The following is an 18,465-nucleotide window of genomic DNA, read 5'->3' on the forward strand; positions in this document are numbered from 1 at the left end:
ATCCTCCCATGCCCAAGCTGAAACGGAGCGAGAGCGAGGAGCGGGCGACGGATTTCGTCGAGGCGCTCGATCGCGGCCTGCGCCTGCTGCAATGTTTCGGCACCAATGCGGGTCCGATGACGCTGAGCGATCTCGCCCGCGCCGCCGATCTGCCGCGCGCCACCGCACGGCGCATGCTGTTCACGCTCCAGCGCGGCGGTTACGTCTCGGGCGATGGCAAGCTGTTCTCACTGACCCCGCATGTGCTGACGCTGGCGGCGTCTTACCTGCGCTCCAACCAGCTCGTCGCGGTGCTGCAGCCCGTGCTCGATCACGTTGCGACCGCAGCGAACGAGATCTCTTCGCTCGCGATCCTCGACGGCGACGACGTCGTGTTCATTGCCCGGGGGAGTCCGGCGCGGGTGTTCTCGGGCGGACTGGAGATCGGCTACCGCCTGCCTTCGTTCTGCACCTCGGTCGGCCGCGCCATGCTCGGTCAGCTCGACGATGCCGCCCTTGCCGCGCGCCTGAAGGCGATGGCGCGCGAGGCGCTGACGCCGCAGACACAGTCCGACCCGAAGGCGCTGCTGGCGCGCATCGCCGCCGACCGTGCGCAGGGCTATTCCCTGGTCGATCGCGAGGCCGAGCCGCATTTTCGTTCGATCTCGGTTCCGGTCCGTCGCTACGATGGCGTCATCGTCGCCGCGATCAACATGGGGGCCCATGTCGACCGCGTGCCGGCGCAGGAACTGATCGATCGTTTCCTGCCGCTGCTGCAGGAGGGGGCGGCGTCGCTGCGGTCGCAACTTCTGTAACTGTATTCCCGCTATCTCGAAACCGGTGCTATAATGGGCGCAATGAGAACAGGGAGGACGCCATGCATCATACCATGGTTCCCAGTGATCGCGTGGAGCGTGTCGCCGTCTACGGGCGCGACGGTACGAAGCTCGGCACGATCGAACGACTGATGCTCGACAAGATGAGTGGGATGGTTGCCTATGCGGTGATCAAGACCGGTGGACTGCTTGGCACCCACCATCACTACCCTCTCCAGTGGAGCGCGTTGAAATACGACCCAAGGCGCGAGGCGTTCCAGATCGAGTTGACGCTGGACGAACTCAGCAGTGGCCCGTGCGAGTTCGATGGCGATGCGTTCGACTGGGGTGATCGTTCGCGATCCTACCCGCATCCGCATTACTGGTCGGTCTAGCGACCAAGTCGGCCAGGTAGGCCGCATTCTCGGCGGACGCGCTTGGGCTCGGGCTGCGGCCGCCGAGCCGCGTCTGAGATGCAAGCGGCGCGGCGTGCCGGCCGACGGATGAAATTGGGAGGCGCGCCCATCGTGCGCTACCGCCCCTCCGCCTCGCGCTCCATGTCGCGGCCCGAAAGGTCCTCGCCCTGCATGTTGGCGTAATCCCGCGCCATCTCGCGCATCAGGAATTTCGCCGGGACGTCGTGATAGGTGCCGCGATCGTTGACGTATTGCATGTAGGCGCGGCCCTCGCCGTCGAAGGGATGCAGCAGCGCGTCGGTGTGGCCGTCGAAATCGAGCGGCGCCACGCCGACCTTGGCGCAGAGCGTGTCGTTGAAGGTCGGCGTCGCCTTGCGCCAGGCGCCGTCGACGAACACCTCCGTATAGCCGTGCCAGGTGAAGATGTCGGTGCCCATGCTCGCGCGCAGCTTCTCGGTGGTGAGATGGTTCTTCACGTCGGCAAAGCCGACCCGTGCGGGGATGCCGTGGACGCGGCAGGCGGCAGCATAGAGCGCGGCCTTGCCGACGCAATAACCCTGGCCCGCGGCGAGCACGCTCGAGGCGCGAAAGGTCTCGGCAACGCGCATGCTGACATAGGGGTTATAGCGGATGCCGTCGCGCACCGCCTTATAGAGCACGCTCGCCTTCTGCCGCGCGCTCGCGTCCGCGCGCACGGCGTTGTCAGCGAATTGCTGCACGGCGGGATGATCGCTGTCGATGTACTCGCCGGGATCGGTGTAGAGGCGGCGGAGCGTATCGGGAAGGATGTCGGTCATGCCTGGAGCTTAGCAGGCGATCGCCGCGGAACTCAAATCGCACAAGGTGCATGGTGCGCGTTCGAATTGCGCCGAGGCGCCTCGATCGCAGCGCTGCCGCAGATCCATTCGAACATGGAAGTGCTGACGTCGGTGGAGGTCATTATTGAAGCCCGAAGTTGGCTGCTCTTCATATCGTCCATTTACGGAACGAAAAGGGATACGAAGTGCTTCAGCGCGCACTACTGCGTTCCCTCCCCCCTTGCGGGGGAGGGCGGGGGAGAGGGGTGCCCAGGAAAAGGTGTTCGTTGTGGCGAAGAACGAACGTGTTGCGTGAAGGATGGAGTCCCCGTGTGGACCCCTCTCCCTAACCCTCCCCCGCAAGGGGGGAGGGAACGTAGCGGAGATCGGAGCTGACAACTCTCCCTACAGCGCCACACTCCGCAGTCCGAAGCTGCGGGCCTCGTTCTGCAGCACCGGCCGCACGGCCTCGACCAGCCGCGCGGCGGCTGCATCGACGGAGAGGCCGGCGGTATCGACCACTGCCGTCGCGCGCGAATACAGCGGCTCGCGGCTCAAGAGGATGTTGCGCAGCTCCGCCATGGCGGAGCGGTCGTCCGCCATCGGACGCAGATCGCCCTGGCGACGGACTCGGGCCATGTGCTCCTCGGGCTCGGCCTTGAGCCAGATCGTGTAGAACGAGGTCAGGATCTGGTCGAAGGTCAGGGGCTCCGAGACGATGCCGCCGCCGGTCGCCAGCACCATCAGCTCGTTGCGCGCCAGCAGCTGTTGCAGCGCCGCCTGCTCCATGCGGCGAAAGCCCTCCTGGCCGTACAGCGCGATGATCTCGGCGACCGAGAGCCCGTTCTGCTGCTCGACCTCCTTGTTGAGCTCGACGAAGCTCCAGCCGACCTTCTTCGCCAGGATCTTGCCGAGCGTGGATTTGCCGGCGCCGCGCAGGCCGATCAGCGCGATGCCGCAGAACGGCGCACGCCGCGGCGCGGTTGCGCTGCCGCCGGCGAGCAGATCCTTGGCTTGCGCGATCTGCGCCGGCGTCGCCTTGCGCAAGAGATCGCGAAACATCTGCCAGTCCGGTGTCGGCTCGGCCGAGGGCAGCAGGTCTTCGAGATGCGCGCCCATCGCGTCGGAGACGCGGCGGAGCAGCACGATGGAGACATTGCCCTTGCCGCTTTCGAGCTGCGCGATGTAGCGCTCCGAGATACCGGATACCTTGGCGAGCACCTTGCGCGACATGCCGCGCAACGCGCGCATGGTGCGCACGCGCTGGCCGAGCTGTTCAAGGAATCGGGATTCGGCGTCGGGACTGTCGGTCATGAGCCTTCTTTAGGGGATGTCTTCTTGAAGGTTGTCCTGCGGCGCAATTTAATGAAACATAGTGCCTGCTGGCATTGACAGCAAGCGACCGCGGTGTCTTTCTATGAATTATAATTCTAAATTCGGGGGAGAAGTCCGTGAGCGAGGGATCCTATAACGCGGTGACCTGGCTGCTCGACCGTAACGTCGAGGAGGGCCGGGGCAGCAAGCTGGCCTTCGACGACACCGTCTCGCGGCTCACCTATGGCGAGCTCCAGCAACAGACCCGCCGCGCCGCCAACATGCTGCGCCGGCTCGGCGTCCGCCGCGAGGAGCGCGTGGCGATGATCATGCTGGATACGGTCGACTTTCCGGTCGTGTTCCTGGGCGCGATCCGCGCCGGCATCGTGCCGGTGCCGCTGAACACGCTGCTGACGGCGGACCAATACGCCTACATCCTCGCCGACTGCCGCGCGCGCGTGCTGTTCGTCTCCGAAGCGCTCTATCCCGTCATCAAGGACGTCGTCGGCCGCATGCCCGATCTCGAGCATGTCGTGGTCTCCGGCGCCAAGCAGAACGGCCACAAGCAACTCGCGGAGGAGATTGCCGGCGAGAGCGACCAGTTCACCACCGCCGCGACGCATCCTGACGAGCCGGCGTTCTGGCTCTACTCGTCGGGCTCGACCGGCATGCCCAAGGGCGTGCGCCATATCCATTCCAATTTGCAGGCGACCGCCGACACCTACGCCAAGCAGGTGCTCGGCATCCGCGAGAGCGATGTGTGTCTGTCCGCCGCAAAGCTGTTCTTCGCCTATGGCCTCGGCAATGCGCTGACCTTCCCGATGTCGGTCGGCGCCAGCGTGATCCTCAACAGCGAGCGGCCGACACCGGCGCGCATGTTCGATCTGATGAACCGCTACAACCCCTCGATCTTCTACGGCGTGCCGACCTTGTTCGCGGCGATGCTCAACGACGAGACCATGAAAAGCGAGCGCGGCGGCAAGGCCCTGCGCATCTGCACCTCGGCCGGCGAGGCGCTGCCGGAATCGGTCGGCAACAACTGGAAGGCGCGCTTCGGCGTCGACATCCTCGACGGCGTCGGCTCGACCGAGCTCTTGCACATCTTCCTGTCGAATGCGCCCGGCGACATCAAATACGGCTCCTCCGGCAAGCCGGTGCCAGGCTATGCGGTCCGGCTCGTCAACGAAGCCGGGCAGGACGTCGCCGACGGCGAGGTCGGCGAGCTCTTGGTCGATGCGCCCTCCGCCGGTGAGGGCTACTGGAATCAGCGCCACAAGAGCCGCCGCACGTTTGAAGGCCCCTGGACCCGCACCGGCGACAAATATGTCCGCGACGCCGAGGGCCGCTACACCTTCTGCGGCCGCGCCGACGACATGTTCAAGGTCTCCGGCATCTGGGTCTCGCCGTTCGAGGTCGAGAGCGCGCTGATCTCGCATCCCGCCGTGCTGGAAGCGGCCGTCGTGCCGGAAGCCGATCCGGAAGGCCTGCTGAAGCCGAAGGCGTTCGTCGTGCTGCGCCCGGGCGCGACGACGAGCAATCTCCAGGAAATGCTGAAGGAGCACGTCAAGCAGAAGATCGGCCCGTGGAAATATCCGCGCTGGATCGACGTGGTGGAGTCCTTGCCGAAGACGGCGACCGGGAAGATCCAGCGGTTCAAGCTGCGGGAGGGGGCGCATTAGTCGCTCGTCATTCCGGGGCGCGCGAAGCGCGAACCCGGAATCTCGAGCGATGGACTCCAACCTCGAGATTCCGGATCAACTCGCTTTGCGAGTTGTCCGGAATGACGGAATGAATGGAAACGACAGGATGACCAATCTTCCTCCCACCGGCTTTCTCAGCATCAACGGCGCCAGCCTCGAATACAAATGGTTCGCGCCGCTAGTCACCGACGCGCCCACGATCGTGATGCTGCATGAGGGCCTCGGCTCTGTCGGCCTCTGGGGTGATTTCCCCGAGAAGCTCCAGCAGGCCACCGGTGCCGGCATCTTCGCGTATTCGCGCGCGGGCTACGGCCAATCGAGCCCCGTGCCGTTGCCGCGGCCGCTCGACTACATGCAGCGCGAGGCGCTGGACGTGCTGCCGAAAATCCTCGACGCTATTCCGTTCAAGCGCGGCCTCCTGCTCGGCCATTCGGACGGTGCCTCGATCGCGGCGATCTATGCCGGTTCGCACCAGGATCACCGTTTGCATGGCATCGGATTGATCGCCCCGCACTTCATCGTCGAGGACCTCTCGGTGAAATCCATCGCCGAGATCAAGACGACGTTCGAGACCACGGACCTCAAGGCAAAGCTCGCGCGCTGGCACAAGGACGTCGACAACGCCTTCTACGGCTGGAACGGTGCCTGGCTCGATCCCAAATTCCGCGACTGGGACATCTCCGAATACCTCGCCTATATCCGCGTGCCTGTCCTGATCGTTCAGGGCGGGGATGACCAGTACGGCACCCTGCGTCAGGTCGAGATCGCGCAGGAAGAGTGCTACTGCCCGGTCGACGTGAAGATCATTTCGGGCGCCGGCCATTCGCCGCATCGTGAGGCGCCTGGGGCGACGCTGGAAGCGATGGAGCAGTTCGCGAGAGCGGCGCTGCGCGATGATGAGGGACTGCAAGGCCGCGCCGCGTGAGGATGGCAGCGGTCTGGCAGAACCGAACGCGCTGAACAGCAACGGGATTGGAGCGTCCGCCGCTGTCTTCCCTGGGATGAAACAAAATGCATGTGAGCTCCGTTAAGGGCTAGACGCGCTCGAAAATATGCACTATTGTGCATCTAACGCTACGGCGAAAATGCATAATCAAGCTCAGGGATGACCCATGGCCGGGGAAGATCGGCGCCTCGCAGGCGGCGCGACATTCATCGATTTCCAGACCGAACCGTCCCGCTACAAGCACTGGAAACTGGCGGTCGACGGCGACGTCGCGACGCTGACCATGGACGTCGACGAGAATGGCGGCCTGTTCGAGGGCTACCTGCTCAAGCTCAATTCCTACGATCTCGGCGTCGACATCGAGCTTGCCGACGCGATCCAGCGCCTGCGCTTCGAGCATCCCGAGGTCAAGGTCGTGGTGATGCGCTCGGCCAAGAACCGCGTGTTCTGTGCCGGCGCCAACATCCGCATGCTCGCGGGCTCCACCCATGCCCACAAGGTGAACTTCTGCAAGTTCACCAACGAGACCCGCAACGGCATGGAAGATTCCTCGGAGAATTCCGGCCAGCGCTTCATCACCGTGGTGAACGGCTCGGCCGCCGGCGGCGGCTATGAGCTGGCGCTCGCCACCGACCACATCATTCTCGCCGACGACGGCTCCTCCGCCGTGGCGCTGCCCGAAGTGCCGCTGCTCGCGGTGCTGCCGGGCACCGGCGGCCTCACGCGCGTTGTCGACAAGCGCAAGGTGCGCCGCGATCACGCCGATTTCTTCTGCACCATCGAGGAAGGCGTGAAGGGCAAGCGCGCCGTGCAATGGCGCCTCGTCGACGAGATCGCGCCGAACTCCAAGCTCGAGGCCAAGATCGCCGAGCGTGCCAGCGAATTTGCTGCCGCTTCGAAGCGCAAGGGCAGCGGCAAGGGCATCGCGTTGACGCCGCTCAAGCGCCTGATCGACGACACCAGCATCCGCTACGGCTTCGTCACGGTCGACATCGACCGCACGGCCCGCATCGCCACCATCTCGATCAAGGCGCCGGAGGCCGCGCCGCCTGCCGACATCGACGGCATGATGGCGCAGGGCGCCTCGTTCTGGCCGCTCCGGGTGGCGCGCGAGCTCGACGACGCCATCCTGCATCTGCGCATCAACGAGCTCGAGATCGCGATGCTCGTCTTCAAGAGCCATGGCGACCGCGCTCATGTGCTCGCGCACGACGCCTTCCTCGAAGCCAACAAGGCGCATTGGCTGGTCAACGAAATCAGGCATTACTGGAAGCGCGTGCTGAAGCGCATCGACGTCACCTCGCGCACGCTGGTGACGCTGGTCGAGCCCGGCTCCTGCTTTGCCGGCACCCTCGCCGAGCTCGTCTTCGCAGCCGACCGCTCCTACATGCTGATCGGCACGCGCCAGGGCGACAACCGTCCGCCGCCCTCGATCGAGCTGTCCGCGATGAATTTCGGCCCCTACCCGATGAGCCATGGGCTGACCCGGCTGCAGTCGCGCTTCCAGGCCGACCCCTCCGATGTCGAGCGCGTGGAAGCAACGCTCGGCACCAGCCTCGACGCCGAGCAGGCCGAGGAGCTCGGCCTCGTCACCTTCGCGCTCGACGACATTGACTGGGACGACGAGGTTCGCGTCTTCCTGGAGGAGCGCGCCAGCTTCTCGCCCGACAGCCTCACCGGCATGGAGGCGAGCCTGCGCTTCGTCGGCCCCGAGACCATGGAATCAAAGATCTTCGCGCGCCTCACGGCCTGGCAGAACTGGATCTTCCAGCGCCCGAACGCGGTCGGGGAGGAAGGCGCGCTACGCCGCTATGGCAGCGGCCAGAAGCCGAAATTCGATATGACGCGAGTCTAGCGAATAGGGAGTGGCGAATGGCGAATAGGGGAATTTCATTCGCTACTCGCCATTCGCTATTCGCCCCTTCAACGAGTCAGTCCCCCACGGGAGGTCACCATGAACATGAACATCATGAACGTCGACTACTCGACCAAGATTCCGAACAACGTGAATCTCGCCGAAGACCGTCAGGTGCTGAAAGCGCTGGAAGGCTGGCATCCCGGCTACATGGACTGGTGGAGCGACATGGGGCCGGAAGGCTTCCAGGAATCGCTGGTTTACTTGCGCACGGCGTACTCCGTCGATCCGCGCGGCTGGGCCAAGTTCGACTATGTGCGCATGCCCGAATATCGCTGGGGCATCCTGCTTGCGCCGCAGGAAGAGAACCGCGTCGTGCCGTTCGGCGAGCATTATGGCGAGCCGGCCTGGCAGGAAGTCCCGGGCGAGCATCGCGCCATGCTGCGCCGCCTGATCGTGATCCAGGGCGATACCGAGCCGGCTTCGGTCGAGCAGCAGCGCCATCTCGGCAAGACCGCGCCCTCGCTCTACGACATGCGCAATCTGTTCCAGGTCAATGTCGAGGAAGGTCGTCACCTCTGGGCGATGGTCTACCTGCTGCAGAAATATTTCGGCCGCGACGGCCGCGAGGAAGCCGATGATCTCCTGCGCCGCCGCTCCGGCGATGCCGACGCGCCGCGCATGCTGGGCGCCTTCAACGAGGCGACGCCGGACTGGCTGTCCTTCTTCATGTTCACCTACTTCACCGACCGCGACGGCAAGATGCAGCTGCACTCGCTCGCGCAGTCCGGTTTCGATCCGCTGTCGCGCACCTGCCGCTTCATGCTGACCGAGGAAGCGCACCACATGTTCGTCGGCGAGACCGGCATCACCCGCGTCGTGCAGCGCACCTGCGATGCGATGAAGGCCGCCGGCATCACCGATCCCACCGATATCGCAAAGGTGCGCGCGCTCGGGGTGATCGACCTGCCGACCATCCAGAAGAAGCTGAACCTGCACTACACGCTGTCGCTCGACCTGTTCGGCTCGGAGGTCTCGACCAACGCGGCCAACGCCTTCAACGCCGGCATCAAGGGCCGCTATCACGAAACCCAGATCGAGGACGATCACCAGCTCAAGAATTCCACCTATCCGGTGCTCAAGCTGATCAACGGAGAGATCAAGCTGGTCGACGAGCCCGCGCTGACCGCGCTCAACATGCGGCTGCGCGACGATTACAGCCAGGATTGTGTCAAGGGCATGCTGCGCTGGAACAAGGTGATCTCGACCGCGGGCTATGATTTTCAGCTCAAGCTGCCCAACGTCGCCTTCCACCGCCACATCGGCGAATTCAAGGACGTGCACGCCACGCCCGACGGCATCTTGATCGACGACGCCACCTGGGCCAGGCGCAAGGACGAATGGCTGCCCTCGGCCAACGACGGCGACTTCATCACCTCGCTGATGCAGCCCGTCACCGAGACCGGCAAGTACGCCTCCTGGATCTCGCCGCCGAAGGTCGGCATCGACAACAAGCCGGGCGATTTCGAGTACGTGAAGATCGAGTCGTAAAGAAAGTTGGCGAATGGTGAATGGCGAGTAGCGAATGGGCGAGCGTCTATTCGCCATTCGCTACTCGCCATTCGCGCTTCTCATCCCGCAATCTCCAGGCCCGCATTCGCGTACACCACGCCGCCGTCGACGGCGATGGTGTTGCCGACCACGTAATCGCCCGCGCGCGAGGCGAGATAGATCGCCACACCTGCCATGTCCTCGTCGCTTCCGATGCGCCGCGACGGGATGCGCTGTGCGACCTCGTCGGCGTGGTCGCGCGCGGCCCGGTTCATGTCGGACTTGAAGGCGCCCGGCGCGATCGCGGTGACGTTGATGTTGTCCTTGATCAGCTTGGTCGCCAGGCGCCGCGTCAGGTGGATCACCGCGGCCTTGCTGGCGGCGTAGGAATACGTCTCGCCGGGGTTGACGAAGATGCCGTCGACCGAGGCGATGTTGATCACCTTGGCCGGACGTTCTGCGCTTGCGGCCGCGCGCAGCGGTTTCGCCAGCGCCTTGGTCAGGAAGAACAGCGACTTGACGTTGAGGTCCATCACCTTGTCCCAGCCGCTTTCGGGGAATTCGTCGAACTCCGCGCCCCAGGCAGCGCCGGCGTTGTTGACGAGGATGTCGAGCTTCGGCTCCAGCTTGATGATCTCGCCGGCGAGCCTGTCGCAGCCTTCGACGGTGGAGATGTCGATCGGCAGCGCGATGCATTCGCCGTCATATTGCGCGGTGAGCTCCCTGGCGGTCGCCTCGCACGGCCCCGCCTTGCGCGCGGTGATGTAGACCTTTGCGGCGCCGGCGCTGAGAAATCCCGCCGCGATCATCTTGCCGATGCCGCGCGAGCCGCCGGTCACCAGCGCGACGCGGCCTTTGAGCGAGAACAGGTCGTTGAACATGGTGCCTCCCTTGGTTGGCGCTGTTTTGGGCGGGGCGGGAAGGGGAGTCAATCTCCGCTAGCGGAGCGCAGCTACGCCGCCGCGATCCGGCGGAAGCCGTTCCACATCGCGGTCGCGGCGCCCGAGGTCAGCACCGGCAGGATTCGCGCGTCCTGGTAATTGCCGTTGAGCGAGACGCGCGGCAGCGCCGTCATCTGGCCGGCATTCTCGGCAAACAGCATGCCGGGCCGCGTCGTCACCGCGGTCTTGAAGCCGGCCGTCGCAGCCAGGCCGAATTCGCGCAGCCCCGCCGCCTCGCGGTCGCCATAGGGATAGGCGAGGTGCAGCACGGGGCACTCTAGCGCCTGCTCGATCCGCGCCCGGCTCACGGCCAGCTCCTGTGCGGCGATGTCTTCCGCCAGCTTGGCAAGGTTGCAATGGCTGACGCTATGCGCGCCGATCGTGACCAGCGGATCGGCGGCAAATGTCTTCAGCTCGGGCCAGGACAGGCAGAGGTTGCGGCACAGCGCCGCCATGTCGACGTCGTACGCCGTGCAGAGCGCCTCGATCTCCCGCGCCAGGTCATGCTCGCCCGGCAGCGCGCGCAGCCAGTCGTGCAGGCGGTCGAACGCGGCCTGCTTGGCCGCCGGCGTCGTCGCATCGAGCCGCAGCGCGGAATGGCCGATTCTGACGTCGACCTGCTCGGCCTTGGCGACCACGGCCTCCAGCGCCGTCCACCACAGCCGTCCCGTGCCTTCGGCAAAATCGCTCGCGACATAGACCGTCAGCGGCGCGTCAAATTCGCGCAGCACCGGCAGCGCGTGGTCCAGATTGTCGCGGTAGCCGTCGTCGAAGGTGAAGGCGGCGAAGCGGCGGTCGAAGCGGCCCTGCACCAGCCGCTCATGCAGCTCGTCCATGGTGACGATGTCGATATCGCTCGCGCGCAAATGGCACAGCGTCGCGCGCAGGAATTCGGGGGTGACCTCGAGATGCCGGTTCGGCTGGAACGCGGCCTCGCGGGCCGGCCGCACGTGGTGCAGCATGAAAATGGCACCGACGCCGGACAAGAGCGGGCGCAGCAGATGGTGTGCCCCGCTGAAATAGAGTGCTCCCAGCCCGGCGCGGATGACGTTGTTACGCAGTTGTTTCATGACCCGTCGGCGGACTCTGGCATTCCGTCCTCAACTTACGGAAGAACCCTTGAAGAAAAAGTTATTCCGATTGTCCAGGCCGTGCCTTCGGAAGGGCGCCATTTCCGGTTTGACAGCCTGCCAAGGGTTTGTTTTGTCTCCGGTTCCAGAGTTCGGGTCGTCGAATGCAGAAGCTTTTCAGGTGGGCCAGCAAATGGTGGCCGGGGCTGATTCCCCTGGCCGTCATGTGGGGATTTGCGGCCTGGAATAACACCTTACCGGTGGAGGCCGACCTGTCGGCCCGCAGCTCGGCGGCGCTGAAGGGGACCGTTCTGGACAAGACCCGGATCGCGGTCGACGGCCGCGACGTCAGCCTGGTCGCGGACGCGTTCTCCGAGGAGGGGCGCCGCGACGCCGTGACGGCGGTCGAGACTGTTCCGGGCGTGCGCCTGGTCGACGACCGGACCCGGCTTGTTCCCGAAGCCCAACCGTTCGTCTGGAACGCCGAGCGCGACGTGGTGCGGGTGACGCTGTCGGGCTCCGCGCCGCTGCCGTCGATCAAGGGCCGGCTGACCGAGGCGGCCCGCAAGGAGATCGGCGGGGCCGAGGTGGCCGACCAGATGGGGCTGGCGCGCGGTGCGCCGCCGCGGTTCGAAGCCGCCGCGATGCTGCTGCTCGACCAGATCGGCAAGCTGAAGGACGGCAAGATCACGATCACGGATACCAAGGTCAATCTGTCGGGCATGGCGCGCGAGCTCGGCGGCCGCGAGGCGATCGCAGCCGCGCTGAAGAACCTGCCGGAGGGCTTTTCGGTCGCCGCCAACGACGTCAAGGCCCCGCCCTACATCTTCCAGGCCTACAAGGATCCGGTCGCGGCGACCGTGACGCTGACCGGCTACGTCCCCGACAACAATGTGCATGCGGCGATCGCCACCAGCGCCGGGCGAAAGTTCTTCACCGAGAAGGTGGTCGACAATCTCAAGGCCAGCCTCGGCGCCCCCGGCTCCTTCAACACGGCCGTGGTCGCCGCGCTCGGCGCGCTGTCGCGGCTGTCGACCGGCACGCTCGTCGTGTCTGATCGCGAGGTGAAGCTGTCGGGCGATGCGCTCTACGAGGGGGCCGCCAACGAGATCCGTGCAGGGCTCGGCAAGGACTTCCCGAAGAACTGGCAGTACAAGCCGGAGATCACCGTGAAGCCTGCGCCAGGGCCGGTCGACGGCACCGTGTGCCAGCAATTGTTCACGGACCTGCTGGCCAAGGGCAAGATCCGCTTCACGCCCAAGCGTGCCGACATCGATCCGGATTCCGCCGGCATCCTCGATCATCTGATCGAGACGGCGCTGCGTTGCCCTGCCGTGAATATCGAGGTTGCCGGGCATACCGATGCCGACGGCGAGGACGGCTTCAACCGGGCCCTCTCCGAGAAGCGCGCGCAGGCGGTGATTGACTATCTGGTCAGGGCCGGCCTGCCCGCGAGCCGCTTCACCGCGGTTGGCCATGGCAGCACGCAGCCCGTCGCCGGCAACGATACCGACGACGGCAAGGCGCAGAACCGCCGCATCGAATTTCTGGTGAGGTGACGATGCCCTATCTCGTCTCGTTCCATCTGGGTTGGCTGATCGGCTCGGTGCTGCTGGGCTTCTGCATGGGCTGGATCTCGGTGGTCCAGCGCGGCAACGGCACCTCGAAGGTGACCGCGCGCTGGCTCGCCGCGCTCGCCGCCGCGCTGGTCGCGGCCTCGTTCGCCCATGTGGTCCCCGGCCGCTTCGGCTATTGGCTCGACCTCGGCCTGATCATGTTCGCCTGCTACCTCGTCGGCTGCACCATCGGCGCCTGGCTGCGCGACCGCGTGGTCGCGCGCAGCATGCGGACCGGCTGAGGCTCCGCCACCAAGCTCCCCCATTGTCCCGACATGGGTCGCCATCCGGCGGAAAATGTCAGTGATTGACAATAATACGTACGTACGTATTATTCCCTCATGCCCAAGCCCTCGCTCAAAGACGCCATCCTCGACGCCGGCCTCAAGGTCATGTTCCGGACCGGCTATCACGGCACCAGCGTGCGCGATGTCACCGCCGCGGCGGGCGCGCCACAGGGGTCCTTCACCAATCATTTCCGCTCCAAGGAAGCGTTCGCCTCGGAGGTGCTCGATCGCTATTTCGAGATCACGAAGGGATTGGTCGCGGAGGCCCTCGAAGACGGCTCGCTGACCCCGCGGGCGCGGCTCAAGCGCTATCTCGACATCATCACCGGACGGCTCGCAGCCGACGGCTACGGACGCGGCTGCCTGATCGGCGATCTCAGTCTGGAAGCGGCCGGCAGCAGCGAGATGCTGCGCGCCCGCCTTGCTGAAATATTTGCCGAGTGGCGCATGCCCTTCGCCGCCTGCATCCGCGAGGCGCAGGAAAGCGGCGAGATCGATTCCGAATTCGCGCCTGAGGAGCTTGCCGACTTCCTGCTCGCGTCCTGGCAGGGCGCGATCCTGCGCATGAAGGTCGACCGCACGCCCCAGGCGCTCGAGCGCTTCAAGACCATCGCATTCAAGACTGTCTTCAAGGAGCCGACATGAGCCAGCAAGCCGAGATTCAGATCCGCAGCGCCGCCGTGCTGGGAAGCACGATGGCCTATCGCGAGACGGGCGCGCAGGACGCGCCGGTCGCGCTTTTCCTTCACGGCAATCCGACCTCGTCGCACATCTGGCGAAACATCCTGCCGTTGGTGGCGCCGGTGGCGCATTGCATTGCGCCCGATCTCATCGGCTTCGGCCGCTCCGGCAAGCCCGACGTCGCCTACCGCTTCGTCGACCATGTGCGTTATCTCGACGCGCTGATCGAACAGCTCGGCATTTCCTCCGCCTATCTCGTTGCGCAGGACTGGGGCACGGCGCTTGCGTTTCATCTGGCGGCGCGCCGGCCGGCGCTGGTACGCGGCCTTGCCTTCATGGAGTTCATCCGGCCGATGCCGACCTGGCAGGATTTCCACCAGGTCGAAGCTGCGCGCGAGACGTTCCGCAAATTCAGGACGCCGGGCGAGGGGGAGGCCATGATCCTGGACGCGAACGCCTTCGTCGAACGCGTGTTGCCGGCGGGCATCCTGCGCAGTTTGAGCGAAGGCGAGATGGCGCCATATCGCACGCCCTTTCCCACCCCGGCGAGCCGCCGTCCGGTTCTGGCATTCCCGCGTGAACTGCCGATCGCCGGCGAGCCCGCCGATGTCTATCAGGCGCTGCAATCGGCTCACGCCTCGCTGAAGGCGTCCTCATATCCGAAGCTGCTGTTCGCGGGCGATCCGGGCGCGGTCGTTACGCCCGAGTTCGCCGCGACGTTCGCGGCCTCGCTCCAGCACTGCGCGCTCGTCCGCCTCGGGCCCGGCCGGCACTACCTCCAGGAGGATCATTCCGACGCGATCGGCCGTTCCCTGGCCGGCTGGATCGCCGGCATCGAAGCTGTGCGCCGGCAGCTTGCGGCCTGACGGAGGGCGGGATGTCGGAGGTGACCATCATCTATTGCCGCCCGTGCGGCTACGAGAAGCGCGCCAAAGAGGTGGCTGCAGCGCTGCGCCGACAGCTGGGGCTGGACGCCGATCTCGTCCCCGGCAAGGGCGGTATTTTCCAGGTCAAGCTCGGCGACCGGATCGTCGCCAGCCGCAGCAAAGGCCATTTTCCTGACGGCGACGACATCGTCGCTGCCGTCAACGCCGCGCGGGAATGAGCCGGGAGGGTTTTCGCAATGTCGATCGTCTGGGTTGACGATCTCGCCGGGACCGACTGGGACGAGCTGTCCGAGCTCTATCGGATCGCCCCGCTCGGCAACAAGACGCCGGCCGACCTTGCGCTGGTATTCGGCAACAGCATGTTTCGCGCCTTCGCCATGGAGGACGGCCGCATCGTCGGAGCGGGGCGCGTGCTGGCCGACGGCCGCGACTGCGCCTATCTCTGCGATATTGCCGTCCACCCGGACCGCCAGGGGCAGGGTCTTGGCCGCGACATCATCGAACGTCTGCTTGTGCGTTGCCGCGGCCATCGCAAGATCATCCTCTATGCCGTGCCCGGCAAGGAAGGGTTTTACGAGCGCCTGGGCTTCAGGCGGATGACCACCGCCATGGCGATCTTCGACGATCAGGCCGGCGCCTATCGCCGCGGCTATCTGACCGCGCCTTGAGGGCAGGTCACGGCCCCGCGACCTTCCGGCGCATCGGGACAATTCGCGAACGATGCCCAGGATGCCCCTCTTTCAACAGGCGGGCGCCGTCCATAGATTGACGTCGGCTTAAGGCGTGACGGAACATTGTGCGGCCGAAATCATCAAAACTTCATGGCGTCTGCGCAGGATTGCCAAGGAGATTCGCCTCAAGCTTGCCGCCGAAGGCGCCAAACCCTGCATCAGGAGCCAAGACCCTGCCTAAAATATTGAAGGCACGTGTTTTTGTTCGAATTGGCGAATTCCACTCCGGCTCAAAACGCGCTAGTGGAGAGGCAGGGGGCATGCGCGATGCCGGAGCCGGCGGCGAGGGGTCGTCGCGTGCCTGTGCGCCGTCCGTCTGTCCGCCGGCCGTTCTGGCCGCTGAAGCGTTGTTCGAGGTCTAGATGCTGGAAGCCATACGCAGGGCGACGTCGTTTCTGCGCGAGAAGCAAATCCTGCATAAGCTTGGCGTTGTGATCAGCGTCGCGGTCATCGGCATCGCTTGCTATGTGCTCTACCACATGCTGCGCGGCATCGACTTCAACGAGGTCCTCGAGGCAATCAAGAGCACCGAGCCGAGCCAGATTGCGATGGCGGCGCTGTTCGTCGCCGCGGGCTATTTCACCCTGACCTTCTACGACCTGTTCGCCGTGCGCGCGATCGGCCGTCCCAATGTGCCCTATCGCATCAACGCGCTCGCCGCCTTCACCAGCTATTCGATCGGCCACAATGTCGGCGCCTCCGTCTTCACCGGCGGCGCGGTGCGCTATCGCATCTATTCGGCCTATGGGCTGAACGCGATCGACGTCGCCAAGATCTGTTTTCTCGCCGGCCTGACCTTCTGGCTCGGCAATGCCGCCGTGCTCGGCCTCGGCATCGCCTATCATCCCGAGGCCGCCGCCTCGATCGATCAGCTGCCGCCGTGGCTGAACCGGACGCTGGCGCTGATGATCATCGCAAGCCTGGTCGGTTACGTGGCCTGGGTCTGGACCCAGCCGCGCGTGGTCGGCCGCGGGCCCTGGACCGTGGTGCTGCCGGGCGGCCCGCTGACGCTGCTCCAGATCGCGATCGGCATCATCGATCTCGGTTTCTGTGCGCTGGCGATGTACGTGCTGGTCCCGGACGAGCCCAATCTCGGCTTCGTGGTGGTCGCGGTGATCTTCGTGTCGGCGACGCTGCTCGGCTTCGCCAGCCATTCGCCCGGCGGGCTCGGCGTGTTCGACGCCGCCATGCTGGTCGGCCTCTGGCAGATGGACCGCGAGGAGCTTCTGGGCGGCATGTTGCTGTTCCGCGTCCTCTATTATCTGTCGCCGTTTGTCATCTCTGTAATCTTGCTGACGTTTCGCGAAGTTATCATCGGCGCACGATCGAAGCGCTTGCAGCAGGCGGCGCTCAAGCTCGACCCCGGCCCGGCACGCGAAGCCGCCTATGTCAGAGAGCGTAGCGACAGCGGCGCCTGACGGCGCCAAGCTTTGAGACAAGCCCCCAGGAGAAGTCCGCCCCGATGGCGATCGACGCCCCCTCTTCTCCCTCCGCCCAGCCCTGGTCCGACCGGCTGCGGCACTCGACGATCATCCTGATCGCTGCGGCGCTGGCGCTGGCCGTCATCGTCTCGCTCGGCGAATTGTCGGCGCTGCCCGCCGCGATCGTATTCCTCTGCATCGCCGCCGCTGCGCTGATCCCGTGGCGCCTGCATGATCCCGCCGCTTCGCGTGACGACGTCGGGCGCATCAATCCGGTCGAGAGCGCGGCGGTGGCTGCGGTGGTGGCCGGCATGCCGGATCCGGCGGTGCTGCTCGACCGCGCCGGCCGCGTCATCCACCTCAATGCCGCCGCCGCCCAGCTCGCGCCGGCGCTGCGCAGGAACGAGCTCGCCCAGTTCGCGCTGCGCTCGCCGGAGATCATCACGGCGCTGCGCGAGGCGATCGCGACCACCGAGCCGCGGCGCGCGACCTATCTCGATCATGTCCCGGTCGATCGCTGGATGGAGCTCATGATCACGCCGGTGCCGGTGCCGACCAGCTTCGGCGGCGCCGACAAATGCATGCTGATGACCTTCCACGACCAGACTCCGCTGCGCCGGGTCGAGGAGATGCGCGCCGACTTCGTCGCCAATGCCAGCCACGAGCTGCGCACGCCGCTGGCCGCGCTGTCGGGCTTCATCGACACGCTGCAGGGGCAGGCCAAGGACGATCCCAAGGCGCGCGAGCGCTTCCTCGGCATCATGCACAACCAGGCCACGCGCATGGCGCGCCTGATCGACGATCTGTTGTCGCTGTCGCGGGTCGAGCTGTCGGCCCATGTCCGGCCCGACACCCTGGTCGACCTCTTGCCGATCATCCGCCAGGTCGCCGACGGGCTCGAGCCGCTGGCGCGCGAGCGCCAGGTCGAGGTCGAGATCCATTTGCCGGATAGCCCGGTGATGATCGCCGGCGACCGCGAGGAGCTGCTCCGCCTGTTCGAGAACCTGATCGAGAACGCCCTCAAATACGGCGCCTCCGGCGGACGCGTCATCGTGTCGCTGACCTCGGCCGCGGCCCCTGACGGAACTCAGGAAATCCGGATCATGGTCCGCGATTTCGGCCCCGGCATCGCACCCGAGCACCTGCCGCGGCTGACCGAGCGGTTCTACCGCGTGGACGTCGGCGACAGTCGCTCGCAGGGCGGCACCGGCCTCGGATTATCGCTGGTGAAACATATTCTTAACCGCCATCGCGGCCGGCTCCTGATCGAAAGCGTGCCCAAGCAGGGCGCCACTTTCACCGCCTGTTTTCCCCAAATCAGGACTTCCGAGGCGACCTGAAATCCAAGCAATATCAATTGCTTGCCATTGTCATCCGACTGTCACGAAACCTTCGTAAAAGCACAGCCGACCGCTCCTAAACGGGCGGCGCGGGGAGCGCGATCGGGCGCGGATTGCG

General features: G+C 65.5%; 18 protein-coding genes. 14 read left to right on the forward strand and 4 right to left on the reverse strand.

The window, feature by feature from the left end:
* The first annotated feature begins 8 nt into the window (after positions 1-8).
* Positions 9-794 carry an IclR family transcriptional regulator domain-containing protein gene (locus tag D6B98_RS12265; protein WP_126257237.1) on the forward strand — a complete coding sequence of 262 codons (786 nt, stop codon included), beginning with the start codon at positions 9-11 and terminating at the stop codon, positions 792-794.
* A gap of 62 nt (positions 795-856) precedes the next feature.
* A complete protein-coding gene (locus D6B98_RS12270) occupies positions 857-1,189 on the forward strand; it encodes a PRC-barrel domain-containing protein (RefSeq protein WP_126257238.1) in 333 nt (110 codons plus the stop codon).
* Between the two features lie 137 nt (positions 1,190-1,326).
* On the opposite strand, the gene D6B98_RS12275 is transcribed toward D6B98_RS12270, so the two are convergent.
* Positions 1,327-2,007, reverse strand: coding sequence for a transglutaminase-like domain-containing protein (locus tag D6B98_RS12275; RefSeq protein WP_126257239.1), 681 nt, complete (start codon positions 2,005-2,007; stop codon positions 1,327-1,329).
* Positions 2,008-2,412: 405 nt separating this feature from the next.
* Positions 2,413-3,321, reverse strand: a complete 909-nt coding sequence (locus tag D6B98_RS12280; protein WP_126257240.1) for a helix-turn-helix transcriptional regulator — start codon at positions 3,319-3,321, stop codon at positions 2,413-2,415.
* A 137-nt stretch (positions 3,322-3,458) separates the two neighbouring features.
* Between D6B98_RS12280 and D6B98_RS12285 the strand changes: the two genes are divergently transcribed.
* The 4 genes from D6B98_RS12285 to boxB all read left to right on the forward strand — a co-directional run bounded on the left by D6B98_RS12285 (position 3,459) and on the right by boxB (position 9,373).
* Complete coding sequence (locus tag D6B98_RS12285; protein WP_126257241.1) at positions 3,459-5,000, forward strand: benzoate-CoA ligase family protein; 1,542 nt, start codon at positions 3,459-3,461, stop codon at positions 4,998-5,000.
* Positions 5,001-5,127: 127 nt separating this feature from the next.
* A complete protein-coding gene (locus D6B98_RS12290) occupies positions 5,128-5,946 on the forward strand; it encodes an alpha/beta fold hydrolase (RefSeq protein ID WP_205680479.1) in 819 nt (272 codons plus the stop codon).
* A gap of 187 nt (positions 5,947-6,133) precedes the next feature.
* Positions 6,134-7,822: a 2,3-epoxybenzoyl-CoA dihydrolase gene (boxC, locus tag D6B98_RS12295; protein WP_126257243.1), complete on the forward strand. Its 1,689-nt coding sequence runs from the start codon at positions 6,134-6,136 to the stop codon at positions 7,820-7,822.
* A gap of 99 nt (positions 7,823-7,921) precedes the next feature.
* Complete coding sequence (boxB, locus tag D6B98_RS12300) at positions 7,922-9,373, forward strand: benzoyl-CoA 2,3-epoxidase subunit BoxB (RefSeq protein ID WP_126257244.1); 1,452 nt, start codon at positions 7,922-7,924, stop codon at positions 9,371-9,373.
* A gap of 80 nt (positions 9,374-9,453) precedes the next feature.
* Here the strand turns inward: boxB and D6B98_RS12305 are convergent, their stop codons facing one another.
* Together D6B98_RS12305 and D6B98_RS12310 are read right to left on the reverse strand one after the other, a co-directional pair.
* Positions 9,454-10,254, reverse strand: a complete 801-nt coding sequence (locus tag D6B98_RS12305) for an SDR family oxidoreductase (RefSeq protein ID WP_126257245.1) — start codon at positions 10,252-10,254, stop codon at positions 9,454-9,456.
* A gap of 71 nt (positions 10,255-10,325) precedes the next feature.
* Positions 10,326-11,384, reverse strand: coding sequence for a polysaccharide deacetylase family protein (locus D6B98_RS12310; RefSeq protein WP_126257246.1), 1,059 nt, complete (start codon positions 11,382-11,384; stop codon positions 10,326-10,328).
* Positions 11,385-11,548: 164 nt separating this feature from the next.
* Here D6B98_RS12310 and D6B98_RS12315 point away from each other — a divergent pair, with 164 nt between their 5' ends.
* From D6B98_RS12315 to D6B98_RS12350, 8 genes are all read left to right on the forward strand, one after another.
* Positions 11,549-12,943, forward strand: coding sequence for an OmpA family protein (locus D6B98_RS12315; RefSeq protein WP_126257247.1), 1,395 nt, complete (start codon positions 11,549-11,551; stop codon positions 12,941-12,943).
* Positions 12,944-12,945: 2 nt separating this feature from the next.
* Positions 12,946-13,242 (forward strand): hypothetical protein, encoded by a 297-nt coding sequence (locus tag D6B98_RS12320; RefSeq protein ID WP_164718548.1) that lies wholly within the window; start codon positions 12,946-12,948, stop codon positions 13,240-13,242.
* A gap of 99 nt (positions 13,243-13,341) precedes the next feature.
* Entirely contained in the window at positions 13,342-13,932 is a 591-nt protein-coding gene (locus D6B98_RS12325; RefSeq protein WP_126257249.1) for a TetR/AcrR family transcriptional regulator, read from the forward strand.
* The gene (locus tag D6B98_RS12330) at positions 13,929-14,834 is read left to right on the forward strand and encodes a haloalkane dehalogenase (RefSeq protein WP_126257250.1); all 906 of its coding nucleotides are present in this window, start codon (positions 13,929-13,931) and stop codon (positions 14,832-14,834) included. Before D6B98_RS12325 ends, D6B98_RS12330 begins: the two co-directional genes overlap by 4 nt.
* Positions 14,835-14,845: 11 nt before the next feature.
* Positions 14,846-15,073, forward strand: coding sequence for a SelT/SelW/SelH family protein (locus tag D6B98_RS12335; RefSeq protein WP_126257251.1), 228 nt, complete (start codon positions 14,846-14,848; stop codon positions 15,071-15,073).
* A gap of 18 nt (positions 15,074-15,091) precedes the next feature.
* Positions 15,092-15,523, forward strand: a complete 432-nt coding sequence (locus D6B98_RS12340) for a GNAT family N-acetyltransferase (RefSeq protein ID WP_126257252.1) — start codon at positions 15,092-15,094, stop codon at positions 15,521-15,523.
* A gap of 425 nt (positions 15,524-15,948) precedes the next feature.
* A complete protein-coding gene (locus D6B98_RS12345) occupies positions 15,949-17,004 on the forward strand; it encodes a lysylphosphatidylglycerol synthase domain-containing protein (protein WP_126257253.1) in 1,056 nt (351 codons plus the stop codon).
* A 44-nt stretch (positions 17,005-17,048) separates the two neighbouring features.
* Positions 17,049-18,347, forward strand: a complete 1,299-nt coding sequence (locus D6B98_RS12350; RefSeq protein WP_126257254.1) for an ATP-binding protein — start codon at positions 17,049-17,051, stop codon at positions 18,345-18,347.
* The last annotated feature ends 118 nt before the right edge of the window (positions 18,348-18,465 follow it).

Source organism: Bradyrhizobium sp. LVM 105, assembly GCF_003957705.1.
Lineage (GTDB): Bacteria > Pseudomonadota > Alphaproteobacteria > Rhizobiales > Xanthobacteraceae > Bradyrhizobium > Bradyrhizobium frederickii.